The sequence below is a fragment of the Pectobacterium brasiliense genome (genome assembly GCF_013449685.1).
GTDB lineage: Bacteria > Pseudomonadota > Gammaproteobacteria > Enterobacterales > Enterobacteriaceae > Pectobacterium > Pectobacterium brasiliense_A.
In genome coordinates, this window is record NZ_JACDSF010000004.1 from 530 (window position 1) to 21,648 (window position 21,119).

Consider the following 21,119-nt stretch of genomic DNA (forward strand, 5'->3'; position numbering starts at 1 on the left):
GCAAAGTGGAATCCCGCCCTGCCATAGCTAATGCCAATGGTCTCCGTTAGCCATAATGATAAATAAGGGAAACAGCACCCCCAACCGATGAAGAAAAAAAGGAAAAACAAATAGCTCATATAATAATTTTTATTTGAATCTATCATGGTGCCCTCGCGTTCTCATTACCGGAAATATGCCCGTATTGATGCGAGCAACGTTACCCTGTAATAGAACGCGCAGTCATGAATGTCTCGCTAGCGACCAGTAATAATCTGCTATGCCCTGCGCGGCGTGAGAGTGCTCACATTTTATTACTGTCTGCCGGAAAAAGAATAAAAATTTATTTTAAAATAGGGGAACACCCCGCAAGCAATATGCTGGCAGGGTAAGATCATCCTTTCATTATTTAAAATGCCGGGATATTTCCAAACAATGACCCCGACAGCACGATGGTTTATTGTCCGTAATAGGCGTTCTTGCCGTGTTTGCGTAAGTAGTGTTTATCCAACAGCGTTTGCTGCATCTCACCCAACTGAGGCGTTAACTGGCGTGAGAAAATCCCCATGTAGGCAAGCTCTTCCAGAACAACCGCGTTGTGCACCGCGTTGTCTGCATCTTTCCCCCACGCAAAGGGGCCATGCGAATTAACCAATACGGCGGGGACATCTACCGGAGAAATGCCGCGCTGGCGGAACGTTTCGACGATCACCGTTCCCGTATCCCACTCATAACGGCCGTTGATTTCCTCGTCCGTCATCAGGCGTGTACAAGGAATGGGACCATAAAAGTAGTCCGCATGTGTCGTTCCCCAAGCGGGAATGTCTTTACCTGCTTGCGCCCAGATCGTGGCATGGCGAGAATGGGTATGCACAATACCGCCGATCTCGGCAAATTCTAGATACAGCACACGGTGCGTATCGGTATCTGACGACGGCTTCTTCGTCCCCTCGATTACTTTTCCACTTTCCAGCTCAACGACAACCATATCCTCCAGCGTCATGGCCGAATACTCCACGCCAGAAGGTTTGATCACCATCAGGCCACGTTGCCGATCGACCGCACTGACATTTCCCCAGGTAAACGTCACCAGATTGTGCTGCGGCAAGGCCAGATTGGCGTCCAACACCTGTTTTTTTAGCGTTTCTAACATATAAGCCTCCCCTCGACGCGATGACACCATTTTCGCGGCCTGACGAGTTGGTCGCTATGGGCTAAATCGCTAAAGACCTAGCGGTGTTCTGCTATGGGAAAAAGAAAGAGACACCCCACAAGATTGGTCAAAAAATAGTCAGTTTTATCAATTATTGCTATCGTTAACATAACGCTAGGGAATTAAGAGTTTTTACCTGTTGCAGTTTTTTCCGATGATTATACTTGTCATCAAACAGTAGAAGGCAGGTTTCTTTATTTAATACTGTAAAAATCACGTTGTTCGATATTTTCCTCACAAGAAACGTGAGACCAAAAGCAGAAAGGGGAATAAAATGCAATTAAACAAACGTTTTGCGACAGCCGCACTGGCCATTACGCTTGCTGTAACACTCGCGGGCTGTTCAAACATGTCCAAACGTGATCGTAATACCGCGATTGGTGCCGGTGCCGGTGCAGTCGGTGGGGCTATTTTAACGAATGGTGGAACATTAGGAACGCTGGGCGGAGCCGCTATCGGTGGGCTGATTGGCCGTCAGGTCGATAAATAACGAATTTATAGCAGCAGGTTCACGGGAGTAAACCTGCTGCTTTTATACTCGTCATACTTCAAGCTGCATGTACGTTGGCTACGTTCAAATACTCGGCCCGTCGTGGGCCTCACCCTGAAGGGCCGCTGCAAGCAGCGTTCAAATCTGCTCCCAGCAGATTTGTCACCCGAATCACTTACTTATGTAAGCTCATCGGGATTCCCTCTCTTGCCGCCTTCACGCAACTCGAATTATTTAGAGTATATCTACGATGATTAGCCGCCAGCCAGCTTAACCTTCATGCCTTTCGCTTCCAGAAGCTGTTTTAGCAGGTCGCGTTTATCTCCCTGAATTTCGATCACGCCGTCTTTCACCGACCCGCCGCAGCCACATTTCTTCTTCAATTCGGCCGCCAGCTTATCCAGTGCAGCATCGTCAAGATCGAGACCGCTAATCAGGCAAACGCCTTTTCCTTTACGTCCACTGGTCTGACGCTGGATGCGCACGATGCCATCACCTTTTGGCCTAACCACCTTCTCTTCTTCCGGCGTAATTCGTCCGGTTTCCGTGGAGTAAACCAGTTGGCTATTATCGTCGCGACGCAGGCTCATGATGCCGCACCGTTTAACAATGACGCGCGAATCTCACGCAGCGTCTGTGCCGGATCCGCCGATTGGGTGATCGGACGTCCAATCACCATATAATCGACGCCAGCCTGCTGTGCCTGAACCGGCGTCATGATGCGGCGCTGATCGCCAACGTCGCTGCCAGCGGGACGAATGCCTGGTGTGATCAGCTTAAATGCTTGACCGCATACCAGCTTCAACCGCTGCGCCTCATGCGCGGAACACACTACGCCATCCAGCCCGCTGTTATGCGTTAACACCGCCAGCCGTTCCGCCTGCTCCGCCGGACTAACGGTAATGCCGAGCCCGCGCAGATCGTCTTCGTCCATGCTGGTTAACACGGTCACAGCAATCAGCAGCGGCGCATCGTTACCAAACGGCACCAGCGCTTCTTTCGCCGCAGTCATCATGCGTGAGCCACCGCTGGCGTGGACATTTACCATCCACACGCCAAGATCGGCCGCTGCCGCGACGGCGTGAGCGACGGTGTTTGGGATATCGTGGAATTTCAGATCGAGAAACACATCAAAGCCGCGCTGTTGTAGCGTCTGCACGAACTGTGGGCCAAATAAGGTAAACATCTCTTTGCCTACCTTCAAACGGCAATCCTGCGGATCGATACGGTCAACAAACGACAGCGCCGCCTGCTGACTAGCATAGTCCAGCGCGACCACAATCGGGGAGGATACCGTTTGATTCTTTTGCTGTAGATTCTCGTTTTTCATTCGTCACCCAGTCTCTTGCGAAGCCAAAATTTCCGCCGCATTCTACATGCCCCGCCCCTGAAATCCCAGCCGCCTGAAGACCAATGCGATTAAAGACGCTGGCTGGAACCGAAATCATATGCAGTTATTAGTATGTTGTAACTAAAACGCGCTAAACAGCATTAACTCGATATCGTAAAACGTTACTGGCCGTCGAGCCCACGGATCGGCTTGATGCTTGCCCAGGTGCGGCAGGAAGGACATTGCCAATAGAGCGATTGCGACGTGAAGCCACATTTGCGGCAGCTATAGCGGGGTTTGGTGCGAATCTGTTCGCCGACCATGTCATGCAATCCCTGAAGATTCTCTTTTGTTCGTCCATCTTCCGCTTCATGCAGGTGAAAATCCATCAGGCGGTGGAACACGCGCATCGTGGGGTGGCGTTGAAGCTGGCGGTTAATATAAGCCTGTGCCACCTCGGCCCCCTCTTCTCTTTCGAGGATGTCGGCCAGCATCAATTCTGCCGTCGCACCGGTATTTTCTTCTACGCAGCGTCTGAGGAAATTCGCCCAATCCAAAGGCTTATCTAAATGCTGATAGCACTCTTGCAGCATCGGCAGCGTTTCGCTAACCAGTTCTTTATCCTGCTCGAGAACCTGTCGCAAGGCTTCCACGGCGCGTGCATAATCCTGTTGCGCCATGTAGATGCGCCCCATCATGATAGACGCACGGGCGCACTGACTGTCCGCCGTCGCCCCTTTTTTCAGGAGCGTTAGCGCCTTATCCAGATCGTCGCTGCCCATCGCCAACAGCGCCAATTCACAGTAAAAATGCGCGATGTCCACGCGAAGCTGGTCTTTTCCCATCTTGACCAGTTTTTCCGCCACATCAATCGCCGTCGGCCAATCGCTGGTCGCCTGATGGATCTGCAAGAGCTGCTGCAAGGCGCTGCGTCGAAAATCTTCTTCATCCACCAACTGGTTGAAACTTTCTTCGGCGCGGTCATACAGCCCTGCGGCCATATAGTCACGGCCCAGCTGTTGCACCGCCAGCAGGCGCTGTTCAAAGGTTAACGATGCGCTTTCGGTCAGCGCCTGATGGATGCGAATCGCACGGTCAACTTCGCCGCGCGAACGGAACAGGTTGCCGAGCGTGAGGTGGGCTTCAAAGGTGTTGCTGTCATCCTTGAGCATGTCGAGGAACAGCTCAACCGCCTTATCCTGCTGATTGGACAACAGGAAGTTAACCCCGGTGACATACTCTCGGGACAGGCGGTTGGATTCCTGCTCTTTGTCCTGCTGCGCACTTCTGCGACCCATGTACCAGCCGTACGCGGCGGCCACGGGCAGCAACAGAAACAGCAGTTCTAACATAGAGAGAATTCCTTAGTGGGTGACCGTCTGCACTGGCGCCACGTTCTCCTCGGTGGAGGTAGAAAGCTGTTGTTCCAGACGCTTAATTTTACGTTGTGCACGGCCAAGCGCAATGCGCTGACGCAGATAAAACAGACCACAGATAACCCAGCCAAGGGCAAAACCCAAGGCAAACAGCGTGGCAAGCAGTGTGGAGATACGATACTCCCCCTGTGCCAGCAGGTAGTTAAATGTCACAACCTGATCGTTGTGCGCACCCAGTGTGACAGAAATGATGAATATCGCCAGCACGAGTAAAAAAATCAGCAAATATTTCACATTGTCCTTCCTGTGATATCCAGTAACCGGATGAATTATGCCAAATTTTGGCGACAAACCCCATTAAATTACCATGTCCGGCGCAGACAGGGAAATCACGGCGTCAACCCGATTTTTTGTCGCCGCACTTATCACCACACTTCCACGGTACAAAAGTCAAAAACAAGAACCATGCGCCACTGCCGTCTGCGCTTGTTATTTATTCTGTGCTGAATAAAAATGACAGCAGCAAGTCAGCAAGGGGAAAAGTCATGTCAAAGCAGGACGAACAGCGATTATTGGTCAAGATCGCTACACTCTATTATAGCGAAGGGATGAAACAAGCAGAAATTGCCGCCTCACTCCATTTGTCACAGTCTTTTGTCTCCCGCGCTATCACGCGCTGTGTTAAAGAAGGTGTGGTCAAAATCAGCGTAATTCAACCCCCGAACATGTTCATGGGGCTGGAAGCGGCGATTCAAAAGCGCTACGGCATCGATCAGGCTATCGTGGTGGATGTCGCCGATAACGCTACACTGGCGCAAATCAAGCAGGCGATTGGCTCTGCGGCCGCCCACTACGTCCAAACCAGTATCCGCCCTGACGATCTGGTTGGTATCTCGTCTTGGAGCAGCACGCTACGGGCGATGGTGGACAGCCTGCATCCGCAAAGCGTCAAGGCTCAGGGCGTCATCCAACTGTTGGGCGGCGTCGGACCGAATGGTAATGTGCAGGCGACGATCCTGACGCAAACCTTAGCCAATCAGCTCAGTTGCCCCGCTTACCTTTTGCCCGCGCAGAGCATCGAACGGTCGGTGGAAGATCGCGCCCGTTTGGTGACCAGCGATGAGGTTTCCAGCGTGGTTGATAAATTCAGCGAGGTGAGTCTGGCGCTTGTCGGTATTGGCGTGCTGGAGCCCTCGCAACTGCTGAAAAATTCCGGTAACTACTATCACGAAGCGATGCTGCAACAGCTGGCCGAACGCGGTGCCGTGGGCGATTTATGCCTGCATTATTACAACGCGGAAGGCGAACCGGTGTTGCAGGACGATGAAGATCCGGTGATTGGTATGGCGCTGCCACAGCTGCGTCAGTGTCCGCGCGTGGTGGCGTTAGCGGGCGGCGTCGAGAAAAGTGCTGCGATTCGCGGTGCCTTAACCGGGCACTACGTTGATGTATTGATTACCGATCGATTAACCGCCGAGACGTTGATCTAACGTACTCACCACTCGCGGTGAGCAATAAGAGCAACGTAAGGCGCGGAATGCTTCCCCTGCTCCGCGCCTGACGAACCGTGGCGTGATTATTCGTTAACGTTAATGGATGACAGTAGCGCATCCTGCACAATCCGCTGCGCCTGTAACGGATTTTGCGCTTCCTGTGCCGCCTGAAGCGCCGGGATATCCAGCTTGTCCAGCGCGCGATAGATGTGTTTCAGGAAACGGATAGACAACTGTGCCGCCTCAACGTGGTTCTCACGGAACGGGAACTGATCGAGCTGCCAGACACCTTGCCAGTTGTTGATTTTCAACACGTAGAAAAATTCGAAGATCTCGGTCATATGCACGGTGCCAACCACCAGATCGTCATCCCAGCCGCGCAGGTTGTCATTCACATCCATGCCGAACAGACGACCGCGATCGATAATCAATTGGGCGGAATCGGCCGGTGATTCGCCGCCATACAGCGCATGCCCGAAGTCCAGCAGCACGCCGACGTTATCCAGCCCGATATCTTCAATACCCAGCAGCGTTCGCGCGGCTGAATCCCAGGTCATTTTCACGCGCGGCTCACGCGGTTTGTACTCGATGGCGAATTTCACATCGGGGTTAGCGCCTGCCAGATCGCGCATGCCGTCCACCGCCAGCTTCCACAGGTTTTTATGGCTGACCTGGAACGGGTAATCCCAGCCATCCTGACCCGGCCAGACTTTGACATAGTTCGCACCGAGTTCACGCACAATGCCCGCAGATTCGTGCATTAATTCAAACGCCGCCGCTCGGGCCGCTGGATCGGGGTTGGTAAAAGCACCGCGCGACCACTTTTGCAGATAAATTTCCGGCGTGATACCAATCGCCTTCAGTCCCGCATCTTTCAGCGCATCTTTTACTTCGCTGAGCGTCACGCCCGGCGTGAAGGGATAAGGCAAGTCGACATAGGAAAGTTCGCCGACCTCTTTCGCCGCTTTGATCTGATCGATCGTGCTCAATGCTGGACCGTAGCCGTCCACCGCGTAGCGGTCGATATAATTCGCAAAATGCCACAAACCGGCACCAAATTTAGGGTAGTTATACGTTGCCATAAAAGTCACCTCATTGATTTCTGATGGTATTGAGCTGCTTATCTTTTCTTTCGTATCGGATAGGTTCTTACTGCTAACATTTCTTACTGCTAAAAATGCTTACGGTTAAAAATGGTTATGACTCGGGCCGCAGACGTGCACGTGCTACCGCCGTGCGCCACTGTTGATAGCTCTCCAAAACCCCGTGGTTTGTCGTCGACGGTTCGATGACCTCCACTTCTCTGGGCAGCGCAGCGATCTGTTCGTTGTGCTCCCACCACCCCAGCATTTTCCCGCCCAGATACGCCGCGCCCAGCGCCGACACTTCCGCGTTATGGTTGCGAATCAATGGGCGCTGCAAGAGGTCGGCCTGAAACTGCATCAGCCAGCGGTTTTGTGTCGCACCACCGTCAACGCGTAGCGCGGGTAATGCGGCCTGCGATGCCTGTTCCATCGCAAAAAAGACATCGGCAATCTGGTACGCGATGGCTTCCAGCCCCGCACGGGCGATGATGTTGGGCGTGGTGGCATCGCATAATCCACACAGCAGGCCACGCGCTTGTACATCCCAATAGGGCGCACCCAGTCCGGATAACGCCGGAACAAAAAAGACGCCTTGATTAGACTCGGCGCTGAGCGCCAACTCGGTAAGTTGCGTAACAGAAGGGATGCCCAGCATCTGACCAATCCAGGCAAATCCTGAACCCGTGTGGGTAATGTTGCCTTCCAGCGCGTAGCGCAGTTCGCCATCGTGCCAGGCGATCGTGGTGCTAAGCCCTGCGGCCTGTTGATGCGGCGTGTTGATGGTAGTCATCAGCGACGAGCCGGTGCCGTATGTCGCCTTGATTTCACCGCTTTGGGTGCTGCCCTGACCGTACAGCGCCGCATGAGAGTCGCCAACCAGCGCCATAATCGGTACGCCAGCGGCAAGGCCGCTGATGCCCGTAACGCCGGTGTGGCCATGTAACGCCGAGGACGGCGTGACAGCAGGCAGGCACACGCTGGGAATACCGAACAATGCCAGTAAATCTTCATCCCAGCAGCCGCGGTGGATATTGAACAGTTGGGTTCTTGCCGCGTTGGAATAGTCGGTGGAATACGCTCGCCCACCGCTAAACTGCCAGTTAAGCCAGCAATCCACCGTTCCGATGCACAGCTCCCCCTGCATCGCCCGGGCGACACCGTCCGGCAGTTCTGCCAGCATGGTGTGCAGTTTGGCGGCGGGAAAAAGCGGATCGACCTGTAGCCCGGTACGGGATTCGATCAGACGCGCTTCTGCACTGCCCTGCAATGCCTGACAGAATTTCTCGGCACGGCGATCCTGCCAACTGACCAGCGGCGTCAGCGGCTTTCCGGTTCGCCTGTCCCAAATCAGCACCGACTCACGCTGATTACTGATCGCCACACCCACCACCTGAGCCCGGTGTAATGACGACAGGCAGGCTTCTGCCGCCTGACAAACCGCATGCCAGATCGCTATTGCGTCCTGCTCGGCTCTGCCCGGCTGCGGGTGCGTCACCTGCAAAGCGACTGCCGCTTTAGCCAGAATGCGCCCCCGCTCATCGACGGCAATCGCCTTGGCGTTCGTCGTCCCTTCATCGATTGCCAAAATAACCGGCGTAAACATCATCAGCCTCCCGGGCAAAGACGCAGTGCTGCGTTGACAATGCCCGTCGCGTCCAGCCCGTGATGCGCTCGCATCGCGCTCCGATCGGCGGCAATCGCGTATTGGCCATCGGGAATTCCCAACCGCACAAGAGGAATTCCGCTGCCCGCTTCCGCCAGCACTTCCGCTACCAGACTGCCTGCACCGCCGTTGACGTTATGTTCCTCGACTGTGATGACTCGAGGTGTTTCACTCAGAATTTCAAGCAATTGCTGAGTATTGCACGGGCGGATAGAGGAAAGATTAACCACCGTAGCGGAAAGTCCTTTTTCTGCTAATAATTCAGCCGCCGTCACAATTTCATGCACGGTCGACCCCAACCCGACCAGCGTGATATCGCGACCTTTGCGCAGCACATCGATCTGCCCCGGCACAAAGCGATACCGCTCATCGTGCAAGGCAGGCAGCGGTTTCCCATCGAGCCGGATATAGACTGGCCCCTGATGTTCAAACGCATAATCGATAATCTGACGGCACTCTTCAGGGCTGGACGGCGCGTAGATCTCAATATTGCCAAACCCTCTCAGCACCGCGATGTCATCAATACTGTGGTGCGTGCTGGCGAGCGGACCATAGCTACAGCCGGCATTCAGCCCAAACAGTTTGACGTTGCTGTTGTTGTAACAGACGTCGACTTTGAGCTGTTCATTCGCACGGGAGATCAAAAACGGAGCCGCGTTACAGGTCACCGCAATCTTGCCGCCGATGGACAGCCCTACCGCTGTCCCCACCATGGTTTGTTCTGCGATCCCCACGTTGACGATGCGGTCGGGGAAACGCTGTATGAACGGTGAAATCTTCGCCGTAGAGGTCGAATCCGCCAACACCGGAACTACATCAATCCCCTGTTCGACGGCCTTGATGAACTGCTCGACCATGACGGTTGCCAGATGCTCTGCGTTACTCATCTTTTAATTCCTCCAGCGCCAGTGCAATTTCCTCGCCTTTCGGCACCCGGTGATGCCATTCAGCCCGCCCCTGAATAAACGACACGCCTGCGCCTTTTTCCGTATTCGCAATCACCACATTCGGTTTGCCGTTGCGCGGCAGGTTCTCCAGCGTTTCCACCACCGAGCGCATGTCATTACCCGCGCATTCCGTGACCTGTAGGCCAAAAGCCTGCCACTTTTCCGCCAGCGGATCGGTGTTCATGATGGAGCAGGTCGTTCCCGCCAGTTGCAGTTTGTTCTTGTCGTTGATGATGACTAGGTTATCCAGTTGGTAATGCGCCGCCGCCAGCGCCGCTTCCCAGTTACTGCCTTCCGCCAGCTCGCCATCCCCCGTCAGGACAAATACCCGACGCGGGCTGTTATCGCGCTTCGCCGCCAACGCAATGCCGACGGCAACCGGCAAGCCGTGCCCCAGCGCGCCGGTGTTCAGTTCAATCCCCGGCGTTTTGTGCTTGACCGGATGCCCCGGCAAATGCGAGTCGGGGTGCTGATAGGTCTCCAGCCACGCTTCTGGGAAATAGCCCGCTTCCGCCAGACAGCAGTAATAGCCGCCGACCGCATGACCTTTTGACTGGATGTAAATATCCCTCTGCGGATCCTGAAGGCGATCCGGTGCACAGTTCAGAATGCGAAAATACAGCGCCGTCAGTATCTCAACCTGTGACAGATCGGCGCCCGTGTGCCCGCCAGCCGGGCTATTGGCATTCAGATGAATAATGCGGCGACGAATAGCGCGGGCTTTATGCGTCAGCGCCTCCACCGACAATGCGTACGGATTCATACTTCACCTCGCTTGAATTTTTACTCAAAAACGAATATTTATTCATTTCAAATCAAAAAAAATTGCGCTCAAATCGGGCCTCGGTATGCCTACCGACATCGTTCTCGCCACAACTCAACGCCCCGTGCTCGTTACGCTTAACCTGCTGCTATCTACGCTTAACTACGTCCCTTCCACCGCGGCCTTCTGTGACACAATGGCGGCCTTGTGCTGCATACGGTTTTGCATCTGGTCGATAATCACCGCCACAATGATGACGATGCCTTTAATCACCATCTGCCAGAATTCACTTACGCCCATCATCACCAGCCCATCGGCAAGAATCCCGATAACAAACGCGCCAATCAGCGTGCCCAGAATCGTGCCGCGCCCGCCTGCCAGCGACGTTCCGCCGAGCACCACAGCAGCAATCGAGTTCATTTCAAAGGCGGTGCCGGTTGCCGGATGGCTGGCAACCAACTGAGAGGACACCACGATGCCCGCGATAGCGGCGCAGAAGCCGGAAATGGTGTAGACCCAGACTTTGACCTGACGTACTTTGACGCCGGAAAGTTCAGCAGCACGTTCGTTGTCACCAATCGCATAGACATGACGGCCGAACGGCAGGCGGCGCGCCACATAGGCAATCACCACGGCCAGCACCAGCATCAGCCAGATGGCCAGCGGTAATCCCAGGATCGTGGCAGAGCCGATCAGCTCAAAACCGGTGTTGCCCAACTGCGGGTTACCACCCAAGCCAGGGAACGTTTCCCCACCAGAAATCAGCATCGATGCCCCACGCACGATGTACATCGTTCCAAGTGTGCAGATAAAGGGCGCAACGTTATACCGCGTGATGATCCAGCCGTTGATGGCACCAATGAGCGCGCCAATCAGCAGCACGACAGGCACGATGACCCACACGCTGGGGAAAATCGCGACGCCGAACATGGGCAGCACAATTCCCTGAGTAATCATGTAGCCCGCCACCATGCCGCACAGCCCTAACGTGGCACCGATTGACAGATCAATCCCGGCGGTGATGATGACAAACGTGATCCCCAGTGCCAGAAACGCATTGATGGCAATGTGCTTCACCATGATGATCAGGCTGCCTGTGGCCAAAAATCCGGGCACCGTGAAGGCAAAGAACCCCAGAATCAGGAACAGCGCGATAAACGTGCGCAGCCTGAGAATCAACAGCAGGATGCTCTCTCGTGAGCGTACAAACTTACCCGGTGATAGCGCGCCTGACGCCGCCGGAAGGTGAGTCGTTTTCATGTCAGAACCCTTGTGCACTTGCCGAAACCAATGCCGACTCGCTGGCCGACTGACGCACGATATTCGCCGTCAGCTTGCCATTCGACATCACCAAAATACGGTCCGATACCGCCATAATCTCTTTCAGATCCGAAGTGGAAAACAGCACGCCGATACCCTGTTCGGACAGCCCGACCATCATTTCAAAGACGTCGGCTTTGGCACCCACATCAATGCCTCGCGTGGGTTCATCCAGCAGCAGCACCTTGGGGCTGGTCAGCAACGAGCGACCAATCACCACTTTTTGCTGATTGCCGCCGCTGAGCGCCTGAATTTCGACCTCGGGCGAAGAGACTTTGATCGCCAGTTGCCCAATCGTGCTGGCAACCACCTCCTGCTCTTGCCGCTGGAAGATCGCCATGCCGTATTTCAGCCGCCGCCACAGGCTGGCGATGGTGAGATTGGAAGCCACCGACGAGAGCGGAAAGATGCCGGTTTTTTTACGATCTTCCGGCACCAGACTCATGCCCATACGAATGCGCTGCGCGGTAGAGAGCCGCGGATTAACCGGTTTGCTATCGAGATAAATCTTGCCCAGATAATCATTCTGAATCCCCAGGAGACACTCGAAGAGTTCCGTGCGACCCGCCCCCATCAGCCCATAAATACCGACGATTTCCCCTTCACGCACCATCAGCGACACATCATTGACCACCTGATGCCCAGCATCATTGAGGCAGGTAAGGTGTTCCGCTTCCAACACGGGCGCACCAAACGTTCTGCCCGGATGCAGGAAGCTGGTGACAGGGTCACCGCCGAGCATTTCCCGCACGATCCACGGCACGTCAATATCGCTGACGGCCGCCTCTGCCTGAAAACACCCGTCGCGCAGGATGGTGATGTAGTCACCAATCGCCATCAGCTCTTCCAGCCGGTGTGAAATGTAGATAATCGACACATTCTGGCGAGTCAGCTCGCGGATCACGCGGAACAGAATCTCGACCTCCGTTTTGCTCAGCGCGGAGGTGGGTTCGTCCAGAATCAGAATGTCAGCCTGATCCGCCAGCGCCTTGGCGATTTCCACCAGTTGCTGCTGGCCGACTTTCAGACTGGCAACCTCGGTACGCGGCGAAATATCCTGATCGAGGCGCGCCATCAGCTCCGCCGCAATCCGCTCCTGCGCCAGATAGTCGATAGGCGCAACGCCCTTTTGCAATTCTCGGCCCAGAAAGATGTTCTCCGCCACGCTCAGGTTCTCAGATAGGTTGAGTTCCTGATGCACCATGCCAATGCCTTTTGCCGCTGCATCACGCGTATCCGCAATGCGCACCGCTTCGCCATTCAGCAGAATCTGGCCGGAGGTCTGCTGCTGCACGCCAGCCAGAATCTTCATCAGCGTCGATTTACCCGCCCCGTTCTCACCGATAATCACGTTGACCTTGCCGCGATAAACGTTGTAATCGACGTTATCCAGCGCTTTGGTGCCAGGAAACAACATGGTGATGCCGCGGGTCGCCATGACGATATCGGGTCGGTTCACCGCGTTTGATTGCAGAGAAGTGTCTGGTTTTTCCATCACTGCGCCCCTCCGCCGCTCGTTTCGGTCAGGTTTAACGTCATCGGCACCGCTTCGCTGATGCCCTGTTTGGTCACCACCAATGCCGCCAGTACGTTAACGGGTTTACCCTGCACGCCCGCATCCAGCTCCGGCAATGACGCGAGCGCTTTGTTATTCAGCGCGCGAGCCAATTGGGCAAACTGCACCTGATTTTTGAAGTCATCAAAGCGAATAAACCCAGCCGCATCGCGAATGGCATTGCCTTTGACGATGGGCCCAAGTTGAAGCGTGACGGCGTCACCTTGCACATCAACCGTCAATTTTCCTTCGCGGCTTTCTCGGTCAATCCCGCTTACCATGCCCTGAAGCCGTGCATAGACGGTTTTACGACCTGACTCCTCCAGCGCGGCCTGCGTTTTCTTCACCTCGTCCCAAGACAGCGCCTGCTGCTGCGCGGTTGGAAGCAGCTTTGCCTGCCACAGCGCTGTCGCGATGTTCTCTGGCGTCATGGTGCTATAGCCCGGCGTAGCCGCTGGGTCGACCGGAATGATCGGTTTACCGTTTTCATCCAGATCGACCACCGTACAGGCCGACAGCAGCAAGGCACAGAGCCCAACCCAACAGGCGCGGTATCGTTCATCAAACAGCATAACGACTCCTTTATCAGCAGGAGCTAACGCTCCTCTCGCCTTAATTACGGTTTCAACGCAAAGGTGTTAAGTTTGCTCGCGTTAGATTCGTCGATCAGAATGCAGTCCATCAGCTGTTTCTCTTCATGCTGTGCCTTGCCGTTCTTCAGGTAGTAATCCGCCTGTTCGACCGCCATCTGCGCCTGTTGCCAGCCCGGTTGCAGCACCGTGGCCTTGATATTGCCTTTATTGATGATGGAATCGCGCACGTAGTCGCTGCCATCAAAGCCCACCACAATGACGTCGTGACGCCCCGCCGCTTTCAGCGCTGCTTCGGCACCTAACGCCATGGTGTCGTTGCCGGAAATCACGCCGGTGATATCCGGATTTGCCTGCAAGATGGCTTCCATGCGGGTAAAGGCTTCCGTCTGGCTCCAGTTCGCCGTTTGTCTGGCGACGCGCTTCATGTCGCTATATTGGTCGATCACATCGTGGTAGCCCTGCGAACGGACGTGCGCATTGGTGTCTGACTCGCGGCCAATCAGCTCGACGTATTTGCCTTTGTGCCCCATCAGTTCGACGAACTTCTCCGCACCGAGCTGCGCACCCTGATAGTTATTGGAAACGATCTGCGCCACGGCCACGCCGGTTTCATTGATTTCACGGTCGATCAGGAAGGCGGGAATACCGGCAGCTTTCGCTTTCTTCAACGGGCCAATGGTCGCATCGGCCCCGGCATTATCCAGAATGATGGCTTTCGCCTTGCGGGCAATGGCGGTTTCAATCAGCTGATTTTGCTTGCTGACGTCATCGTCATGCGATGCCACCAGCGTGGTGTAGCCCAGTTCGATGGCTTTGGTTCTGGCACCTTCGGCTTCGGCTTTAAAGAACGGGTTGTCGTGTGAAGGGGTAATTATGGCGATCAACCCGTTATCTGCGGCGAACACACCGGCAGAGAAGGAAAACATGATGGCCAGCAGGGAGGATTTCAGACGGTAAGGTTTCATTGTTATTCTCCTGTTTGAATATATATTCAATATTGAATTAACATTCAGATGGAGTTTTACAACCAACCGAAAAATTGTCCAACAGCAAAAACAGGAATAGCGAAGCAGCTCACAAATTGTTTACATTTTGCGCGAGGCGACAGCGGTGAGAGTCGGGAAAAAACAGAGTCGAGAGAAATTTTTAACGTTGCGTCAACAGAGGTACGTAGGGGGACGGACAAGGCGGCGTCATAAAAATGCGGATGACCGAGGTCATCCGCAGGATACACACTACAGGGGATTATCTATGGAGTACAACCTACAACAGGAACGGCAACTCAAAGGCTACGAGGATTTATTTTCAGCGGCATCCTCCTCCGCCTGTTCTTTAATTTCTTCATACTGGAGCGAGAGCGGGCCGCACCAGCGCTGCGCCAGACAACTGGCGAGCACCACCAGCAGCCAGCTAATTAACGTCGCCACCACCAAATCCTGCGGCCAATGCATGCCGAGTACCAGACGGCTGCCCATAACGCCGCTAGCCCACAGCATCAGGATCACCACTGTTTTATAATGCCGACGTGCCCACAGCAGCCCGACACCCAGCAACGCCCAGGTTGCAGCAAACATAGTGTGCCCAGAGGGGAAAGCAAAGCCGGTTTCAAACTGCCAGTGGCTGCGCAGCCACTGTGGAATCTGCGTTTGATCCTGCAACTGTGTTTTCACCAGTTCCGAACGTTCCTTGCGCGGCAACGAATAGAAATAGCTGTCGTCCACCTGATGATTTTTTTCCAGCCAAACGACATAGGGCCGAGATTCCTGCACCCACTCTTTAATGACCGATTTAATACCCTGCCCCATCAGCACCGTCATCGCCATGATGACCAACAGACCGAGTGCGGGCTTCAGACGAAAACGCAGGCACCAGAGAAACCAGATGCTCAGCACGATACTGGTCAGAATGCCCCACGGCGACGTCACCGTTTCTGTAATCCAGAAGAGTACGCGTAACCAGAGCCCGTCATACTCCGGTTGCCACTGCCAACCGCTCATCCAGATAATCATTGGCATAATCAGTAATAGCGCTGCACCAATGGTGGTTCGTTTGGCAATTTCGTACATAATTTCTTCCCATAATTCAGTATGATGCCATGCAACAAAACTTTCACAATTCTATCAGAAAATCCGACATGAACTGTCAGTATGGCGTAAAATAGCGCTCAGTTCTGTCAACAAACCTAAAACCAGATGGCAGTCTGGTGACGTTGTAATTCAATTTTTGTGACGTTCTTAGGCAGGCTTTTTTGCTGGTCAAGCGCGATGGGTCGCAGTAGGATTCGCCTCAGCATTCTTGTTTGTGGACACAGCGTTTTTAGACACGTTTTTTGGACACAGCTTTTTGGATACAGATTTTTTGGAGAAAAGTATGCAGCTAAAACGGGTGGCGGAAGCCAAGTTGCCCACCCCGTGGGGCGATTTCCTGATGGTAGGTTTCGAAGAGATCGCCACGGGTCACGATCACCTTGCTCTGGTCTATGGTGATATTTCCGGTTCAGTTCCCGTACTCGCTCGCGTGCACTCCGAGTGTCTGACGGGGGATGCCCTGTTTAGCCTGCGCTGCGACTGTGGTTTCCAGCTTGAAGCGGCACTGAGCCACATCGCCGAAGAAGGTCGCGGCGTGTTGCTATACCACCGTCAGGAAGGCCGTAATATTGGGTTGCTCAATAAGATCCGCGCTTATGCGTTGCAGGATCTGGGGGCTGATACGGTGGAAGCCAATCATCAGCTTGGGTTCGCCGCCGACGAGCGCGATTTCACGCTGTGCGCCGATATGTTCAAGCTGCTCGACGTTGATGAAGTTCGCCTGCTGACCAATAACCCGCAGAAAGTGAAAATACTCAACGAGGCAGGCATCAATATCGTTGAGCGCGTGCCATTAATCGTCGGACGTAATCCGAAGAATGAGCACTATCTGGCGACCAAGGCGGCCAAAATGGGGCACTTGCTGGATATGAAATAGCGATCCCGCTTCATTTCTTTCCATGCTCACAGCCGGTTTTTAACCGGCTGTTTTATTGGGATCAATGCTTGAGGATGTACATGTCTTGCGTGTAATAATCGCCACGCACGTTGGGGGAAAAACCACCGATGTAGGTCTTAACCATCTGCGGCTGGACATAGTAGTAGATAGGCAGCAAGGGGACGTTGCTATCTAAAATATCCGACGCTTGTTGATAAATCGCCTCTTTCTCCTGCTTATCCTTCGCCGTCAGCGCCTTTTGCAATAACGCATCATATTGTGCGTGACTGAATTTACCGTTGTTGTTGCTGTCATTCGTTTCCAGCGTATTCAAAAACGTACTGGCTTCGTTGTAATCCCCCGTCCAAGACTGTCTGACCACCTCAAAGTTACCGGTACGTACGGTATCCAGCATCGTTTTCCATTCCTGATTTTGCAACGTCACTTCCGACCCAAGATTCTTCTTCCACATTGAACTGGCGGCAATCGCCACGCGTAAATGCGACTCGGAGGTGTTGTAAAGCAGATTGAATTTCAGCGGATGCTTGTCATCAAACCCAGCCTCTTTCAACAGTTTCTTTGCCTCGTCATTACGCTGCTGCTGCGTCCAGTTTGCCCACTCGGGATCCTTGCGCTGGAAGCCTCCTACATTTTTGGGAATCAGGCTATAAGCAGGCGTCTGCCCCATACCCATGACTTTTTCAGCAATGACCGCTTTATCTAGGCTGAGATCTAACGCTTGGCGCACCCCTACATCATCAAACGGCGGTTTCTGGATATTGAATCGGTAGAAGTAAGTGGACAACAGTGGTGATACTTTCACCTCCTGAGGATATTCTTTTTTCAGCGATGCAAATTGAACGGGTGACAAGATGCCCGTGACATCAATTTCGCCGGATTTATAGCGATTCAACTCCGCCGCCTGCGAGCTGATCGGCAGATACGTCACTTTGTTAATCACGGTATGCGCGTTATCCCAATACTGGCTATTGCGCTTGCCGACGATACGTTCGTTAACCACCCATTCGCTCAGCGTATAGGGGCAGTTGCTGACGAAATTTCCGACCTGCGTCCAGTTATCAGGGTGTTTTTCGAGAACCGCTTTCGGCAGAGGCACCAGAACATGGTACGCCGACATTTCCAGGAAATACGACAGCGGGTGTTCCAGCGTGACTTCAACCGTGCGACTATCCAAGGCTTTCACACCCAGCGAATCCGGCGCTTTTTTGCCCGCCAGAATATCCGCCGCGTTCTTCACATACATACTGGCGACGTAGGTGCCGTAAGGCGACAGCGTTTTAGGGTCACTAAGGCGTCGCCAACTGTACACCACATCATCTGCGGTAATCGGTGAACCATCGGACCATTTGGCATCAGGCCGCAGGTGGAACGTCCACACCGTGTTGTCTTTATTATCCCAGCGCTCGGCCAGTCGCGGCTGAATAGCACCGTCATCGCCCACGCGAACCAGATTATCGAAAAAGTCGTTAATAATGTGGCCTTCTACATCGCTTTCCACCTTATGCGGATCTAACGACGCAGGCTCTGAACCGTTACCCAGCACCAGCGCAGCAGGTCTGAACAGGAGTGGCGTTACAGCATATTACGGATCACGTAGTGCAGGATGCCGTCGTTCTGGTAGTAGGTCAGTTCGTTACGGGTATCGATGCGGCAGCGGGTACTGATGGTCTGCGTGTTACCGCTGGTATCCGTGATGTTGACCTCAACCGTCGCCCCAGGCGTCAACTGATTTAGCCCCGTAATCGAAATTTGCTCATCGCCGGTTAATTGCAGTGTCTTACGCGTCACACCGTCAGGAAACTCCAGCGGCAAAATCCCCATCCCGATCAGGTTAGAACGGTGAATACGTTCAAACGATTCGGCAATCACCACGCGGACGCCCAGCAAACGCGGGCCTTTCGCGGCCCAGTCACGGCTGGAACCGGAACCATACTCTTTACCAGCAAACAGTGCCAGAGGGACATTTTCGTCCTTGTAGCGCATCGCCGCATCATAGATTGTCATCTCATTCTGCGACGGAATGTGACGGGTATAGCCGCCCTCTTTACCAGGCACCATTTCATTACGGATACGAATGTTGGCAAACGTCCCGCGCATCATCACTTCGTGGTTACCACGCCGTGAACCGTAAGAGTTGAACTCCGCCGTTTCGACGCCGCGCTCCAGCAAATATTTCCCTGCCGGACTATCGCGTTTGATATTGCCTGCCGGAGAGATATGGTCGGTTGTCACCGAATCACCCAGCATCGCCAGAATGCGTGCGTTGTGGATATCCTGAACCGGCTCAGGCTCTTTCCCCATATCCAGGAAGAAAGGCGTCTGGCGGATATAGGTCGATTCTTCCGGCCATTGATAGGTAGGATTGTTGTCGACTTCAATATCTTGCCACTCCTGCGTGCCTTCAAACACGGCGGCATACTGTTTGTGGAACATGCCTGCGCTGACGTTCAATACTGCGTCCGCAACCGCTTTCGTCGACGGCCAGATATCTTTCAGGTAGACGGCTTTTCCGTCACGATCTTCACCCAGCGGTTCTTGCGTCAGATCGACGTTCATATTTCCTGCCAACGCATACGCGACCACCAGCGGCGGCGATGCCAGCCAGTTCGTCTTCACCAGCGGATGAATACGGCCTTCAAAGTTACGGTTGCCTGACAGCACTGCGCCGACCGTCAGATCGCCGGCTTTTATCGCGGCTTCAATCGCATCCAGCAGCGGGCCTGAATTGCCAATACAGGTGGTACAGCCGTAGCCCACCAGATTGAATCCCAGTTCGTCGAGGAACGGTGTCAATCCCGCTTTAGCATAGTAATCCGTCACGACACGCGAGCCCGGCGCCAGCGAGGTCTTGACCCACGGCTTGGTTTTCAGACCGCGCTCTACGGCATTTTTTGCCAGCAGCCCGGCCGTCATCAGCACGCTCGGGTTAGAGGTATTGGTACAGGAGGTGATCGCAGCGATCACGACGGCCCCCTGCTGTAAACGGTGCGTTTCGCCTTCCAGCGTGAATTCTTCATAGTTAGAACGGTTCTTCACCGCGCTGACTTCCAGCTCCCGACTGGCTTTAAAGGCTTCCGGCACGCCCGCTAAAGGCACGCGATCCTGCGGACGTTTCGGCCCTGCCAGACTGGTTTCCACCGTCGACAAATCCAGCGCGAGCTGGCTCGTGAATACCGGTTCATCACCCATATTACGCCACAGCCCCTGCTGCTTACTGTAGGCTTCCACCAGCGCGATCTGTTCTTCAGCGCGGTTGGTCAATCGCATGTAATCCAGCGTGATTTGATCGATAGGGAAAAAGCCGCAGGTCGCACCATATTCCGGTGCCATGTTGGCGATGGTTGCGCGGTCCGCCAGCGGCAGCGAATCCAGTCCATCGCCGTAAAATTCCACAAACTTACCGACCACGCCGTGCTTACGCAGCATCTGCGTGACCGTCAGAACCAGATCGGTTGCCGTGATCCCTTCGCGCATCTTGCCGCTTAGCTTGACGCCGACCACGTCAGGGATCAGCATCGATACAGGTTGCCCCAGCATCGCGGCCTCGGCCTCTATCCCGCCGACGCCCCAGCCGAGCACACCTAAACCGTTAATCATCGTGGTATGCGAATCGGTTCCTACCAGCGTATCCGGATAGGCAAACTGTTTGTCGCCCTGCTTTTCATACCAGATAGCCTTGGCGAGATACTCCAGATTCACCTGGTGGCAAATCCCGGTTCCCGGCGGCACGACGCTGAAGTAACTAAAGGCATTTTGTCCCCAGCGTAAAAACTCATAACGCTCACGGTTACGCGCCATTTCCAACTGCGTGTTATCCACGAGTGCCTGACGATCGCCGAAGTGGTCAACCGTCACCGAGTGGTCAATCACCAGATCGACCGGCGACAGCGGGTTAACCTTATTCACATCGCCGCCCAGCCGTTTCACCGCCGCTCGCATTGCCGCCAGATCGACCACGGCAGGCACGCCGGTAAAGTCCTGCATCAATACACGCGCGGGACGATAGGCGATTTCTCGGTCAACATGGCCCGTCTTCAGCCAGTCTACGACCGCCTGAAGATCGTCATGCTCTACCGTGTCGCCGTCCTGATGACGCAATAAATTCTCCAGCAGCACTTTGAGCGACTTCGGTAATTTATCGATGCTCCCAAGCGTTTGCGCCGCCTTCGGCAGGCTGTAGTAATGGTAAATCTGCTTCTGTACCGTCAGTGTGTCCAGACAAGTGTCGCGAAGGTGTGATGACATGCTTCCTCCCAAATTAACTTGCTATACCCGTCATACTTCAAGTTGNNGAGTAAGCTCATCGGGATGCCTTCTCTTGCCGCCT

The 21,119-nt window shown here is 54.2% G+C and carries 20 protein-coding genes; 3 read left to right on the forward strand and 17 right to left on the reverse strand.

Annotated elements, in window-relative coordinates:
- A partial coding sequence (locus H0248_RS01680) for an MFS transporter (RefSeq protein ID WP_180784483.1) occupies positions 1–146 on the reverse strand: 146 nt, incomplete at its 3' end.
- Between the two features lie 290 nt (positions 147–436).
- Positions 437–1,132 (reverse strand): L-ribulose-5-phosphate 4-epimerase, encoded by a 696-nt coding sequence (gene araD, locus H0248_RS01685; protein WP_180784435.1) that lies wholly within the window; start codon positions 1,130–1,132, stop codon positions 437–439.
- 334 nt (positions 1,133–1,466) lie between these two features.
- On the opposite strand from araD, the gene osmB reads away from it, so the two are divergent.
- A complete protein-coding gene (gene osmB / locus H0248_RS01690) occupies positions 1,467–1,682 on the forward strand; it encodes an osmotically-inducible lipoprotein OsmB (protein ID WP_180784436.1) in 216 nt (71 codons plus the stop codon).
- Between the two features lie 254 nt (positions 1,683–1,936).
- Here the strand turns inward: osmB and yciH are convergent, their stop codons facing one another.
- The 4 genes from yciH to H0248_RS01710 form a co-directional block, all read right to left on the reverse strand.
- Positions 1,937–2,272, reverse strand: a complete 336-nt coding sequence (gene yciH, locus H0248_RS01695; protein ID WP_180784437.1) for a stress response translation initiation inhibitor YciH — start codon at positions 2,270–2,272, stop codon at positions 1,937–1,939.
- Positions 2,269–3,012 (reverse strand): orotidine-5'-phosphate decarboxylase, encoded by a 744-nt coding sequence (gene pyrF, locus H0248_RS01700; RefSeq protein WP_180784438.1) that lies wholly within the window; start codon positions 3,010–3,012, stop codon positions 2,269–2,271. Before pyrF ends, yciH begins: the two co-directional genes overlap by 4 nt.
- 182 nt (positions 3,013–3,194) lie before the next feature.
- The gene (gene lapB / locus H0248_RS01705; protein ID WP_180784439.1) at positions 3,195–4,364 is read right to left on the reverse strand and encodes a lipopolysaccharide assembly protein LapB; all 1,170 of its coding nucleotides are present in this window, start codon (positions 4,362–4,364) and stop codon (positions 3,195–3,197) included.
- A 12-nt stretch (positions 4,365–4,376) separates the two neighbouring features.
- The gene (locus H0248_RS01710; RefSeq protein ID WP_010276674.1) at positions 4,377–4,682 is read right to left on the reverse strand and encodes a LapA family protein; all 306 of its coding nucleotides are present in this window, start codon (positions 4,680–4,682) and stop codon (positions 4,377–4,379) included.
- A gap of 251 nt (positions 4,683–4,933) precedes the next feature.
- Here H0248_RS01710 and H0248_RS01715 point away from each other — a divergent pair, with 251 nt between their 5' ends.
- Positions 4,934–5,878 (forward strand): sugar-binding transcriptional regulator, encoded by a 945-nt coding sequence (locus tag H0248_RS01715; protein ID WP_014915716.1) that lies wholly within the window; start codon positions 4,934–4,936, stop codon positions 5,876–5,878.
- 86 nt (positions 5,879–5,964) lie between these two features.
- Here the strand turns inward: H0248_RS01715 and H0248_RS01720 are convergent, their stop codons facing one another.
- From H0248_RS01720 to pgpB, 9 genes are all read right to left on the reverse strand, one after another.
- Positions 5,965–6,963, reverse strand: a complete 999-nt coding sequence (locus H0248_RS01720) for a sugar phosphate isomerase/epimerase family protein (RefSeq protein ID WP_010276669.1) — start codon at positions 6,961–6,963, stop codon at positions 5,965–5,967.
- Between the two features lie 115 nt (positions 6,964–7,078).
- Positions 7,079–8,569 carry an FGGY-family carbohydrate kinase gene (locus H0248_RS01725; RefSeq protein WP_180784484.1) on the reverse strand — a complete coding sequence of 497 codons (1,491 nt, stop codon included), beginning with the start codon at positions 8,567–8,569 and terminating at the stop codon, positions 7,079–7,081.
- A gap of 2 nt (positions 8,570–8,571) precedes the next feature.
- A complete protein-coding gene (locus H0248_RS01730; RefSeq protein ID WP_014915718.1) occupies positions 8,572–9,516 on the reverse strand; it encodes a transketolase family protein in 945 nt (314 codons plus the stop codon).
- Positions 9,509–10,339, reverse strand: a complete 831-nt coding sequence (locus tag H0248_RS01735; RefSeq protein ID WP_039496666.1) for a transketolase — start codon at positions 10,337–10,339, stop codon at positions 9,509–9,511. Before H0248_RS01735 ends, H0248_RS01730 begins: the two co-directional genes overlap by 8 nt.
- 162 nt (positions 10,340–10,501) lie before the next feature.
- The gene (locus H0248_RS01740) at positions 10,502–11,599 is read right to left on the reverse strand and encodes an ABC transporter permease (protein WP_180784440.1); all 1,098 of its coding nucleotides are present in this window, start codon (positions 11,597–11,599) and stop codon (positions 10,502–10,504) included.
- Position 11,600: 1 nt separating this feature from the next.
- Entirely contained in the window at positions 11,601–13,154 is a 1,554-nt protein-coding gene (locus tag H0248_RS01745; RefSeq protein ID WP_180784441.1) for a sugar ABC transporter ATP-binding protein, read from the reverse strand.
- On the reverse strand, positions 13,154–13,786 hold the full coding sequence (locus H0248_RS01750) for a DUF2291 family protein (RefSeq protein WP_180784442.1): 633 nt from the start codon (positions 13,784–13,786) through the stop codon (positions 13,154–13,156). The genes H0248_RS01745 and H0248_RS01750 overlap by 1 nt, the downstream gene beginning before the upstream one ends.
- A 44-nt stretch (positions 13,787–13,830) precedes the next feature.
- Positions 13,831–14,772 (reverse strand): D-ribose ABC transporter substrate-binding protein, encoded by a 942-nt coding sequence (locus H0248_RS01755; protein WP_180784443.1) that lies wholly within the window; start codon positions 14,770–14,772, stop codon positions 13,831–13,833.
- A gap of 324 nt (positions 14,773–15,096) precedes the next feature.
- Positions 15,097–15,873, reverse strand: coding sequence for a phosphatidylglycerophosphatase B (pgpB, locus tag H0248_RS01760; protein WP_180784444.1), 777 nt, complete (start codon positions 15,871–15,873; stop codon positions 15,097–15,099).
- Positions 15,874–16,177: 304 nt separating this feature from the next.
- On the opposite strand from pgpB, the gene ribA reads away from it, so the two are divergent.
- Entirely contained in the window at positions 16,178–16,771 is a 594-nt protein-coding gene (ribA, locus tag H0248_RS01765) for a GTP cyclohydrolase II (protein WP_180784445.1), read from the forward strand.
- 61 nt (positions 16,772–16,832) lie between these two features.
- On the opposite strand, the gene H0248_RS01770 is transcribed toward ribA, so the two are convergent.
- Entirely contained in the window at positions 16,833–18,338 is a 1,506-nt protein-coding gene (locus H0248_RS01770) for an ABC transporter substrate-binding protein (RefSeq protein ID WP_257981527.1), read from the reverse strand.
- A gap of 26 nt (positions 18,339–18,364) precedes the next feature.
- Positions 18,365–21,037, reverse strand: a complete 2,673-nt coding sequence (gene acnA, locus H0248_RS01775; protein WP_180784446.1) for an aconitate hydratase AcnA — start codon at positions 21,035–21,037, stop codon at positions 18,365–18,367.
- Positions 21,038–21,119 lie beyond the last annotated feature (82 nt).

What these genes read in the sequence shown, in the direction of transcription:
- araD (WP_180784435.1), bottom strand. Translation starts at nt 1,132, where the DNA reads ATGTTAGAAACGCTAAAAAAACAGGTGTTGGACGCCAATCTGGCCTTG.
- osmB (WP_180784436.1), top strand. Translation starts at nt 1,467, where the DNA reads ATGCAATTAAACAAACGTTTTGCGACAGCCGCACTGGCCATTACGCTT.
- yciH (WP_180784437.1), bottom strand. Translation starts at nt 2,272, where the DNA reads ATGAGCCTGCGTCGCGACGATAATAGCCAACTGGTTTACTCCACGGAA.
- pyrF (WP_180784438.1), bottom strand. Translation starts at nt 3,012, where the DNA reads ATGAAAAACGAGAATCTACAGCAAAAGAATCAAACGGTATCCTCCCCG.
- lapB (WP_180784439.1), bottom strand. Translation starts at nt 4,364, where the DNA reads ATGTTAGAACTGCTGTTTCTGTTGCTGCCCGTGGCCGCCGCGTACGGC.
- H0248_RS01715 (WP_014915716.1), top strand. Translation starts at nt 4,934, where the DNA reads ATGTCAAAGCAGGACGAACAGCGATTATTGGTCAAGATCGCTACACTC.
- H0248_RS01720 (WP_010276669.1), bottom strand. Translation starts at nt 6,963, where the DNA reads ATGGCAACGTATAACTACCCTAAATTTGGTGCCGGTTTGTGGCATTTT.
- H0248_RS01725 (WP_180784484.1), bottom strand. Translation starts at nt 8,569, where the DNA reads ATGTTTACGCCGGTTATTTTGGCAATCGATGAAGGGACGACGAACGCC.
- H0248_RS01730 (WP_014915718.1), bottom strand. Translation starts at nt 9,516, where the DNA reads ATGAGTAACGCAGAGCATCTGGCAACCGTCATGGTCGAGCAGTTCATC.
- H0248_RS01735 (WP_039496666.1), bottom strand. Translation starts at nt 10,339, where the DNA reads ATGAATCCGTACGCATTGTCGGTGGAGGCGCTGACGCATAAAGCCCGC.
- H0248_RS01740 (WP_180784440.1), bottom strand. Translation starts at nt 11,599, where the DNA reads ATGAAAACGACTCACCTTCCGGCGGCGTCAGGCGCGCTATCACCGGGT.
- H0248_RS01745 (WP_180784441.1), bottom strand. Translation starts at nt 13,154, where the DNA reads ATGGAAAAACCAGACACTTCTCTGCAATCAAACGCGGTGAACCGACCC.
- H0248_RS01750 (WP_180784442.1), bottom strand. Translation starts at nt 13,786, where the DNA reads ATGCTGTTTGATGAACGATACCGCGCCTGTTGGGTTGGGCTCTGTGCC.
- H0248_RS01755 (WP_180784443.1), bottom strand. Translation starts at nt 14,772, where the DNA reads ATGAAACCTTACCGTCTGAAATCCTCCCTGCTGGCCATCATGTTTTCC.
- pgpB (WP_180784444.1), bottom strand. Translation starts at nt 15,873, where the DNA reads ATGTACGAAATTGCCAAACGAACCACCATTGGTGCAGCGCTATTACTG.
- ribA (WP_180784445.1), top strand. Translation starts at nt 16,178, where the DNA reads ATGCAGCTAAAACGGGTGGCGGAAGCCAAGTTGCCCACCCCGTGGGGC.
- acnA (WP_180784446.1), bottom strand. Translation starts at nt 21,037, where the DNA reads ATGTCATCACACCTTCGCGACACTTGTCTGGACACACTGACGGTACAG.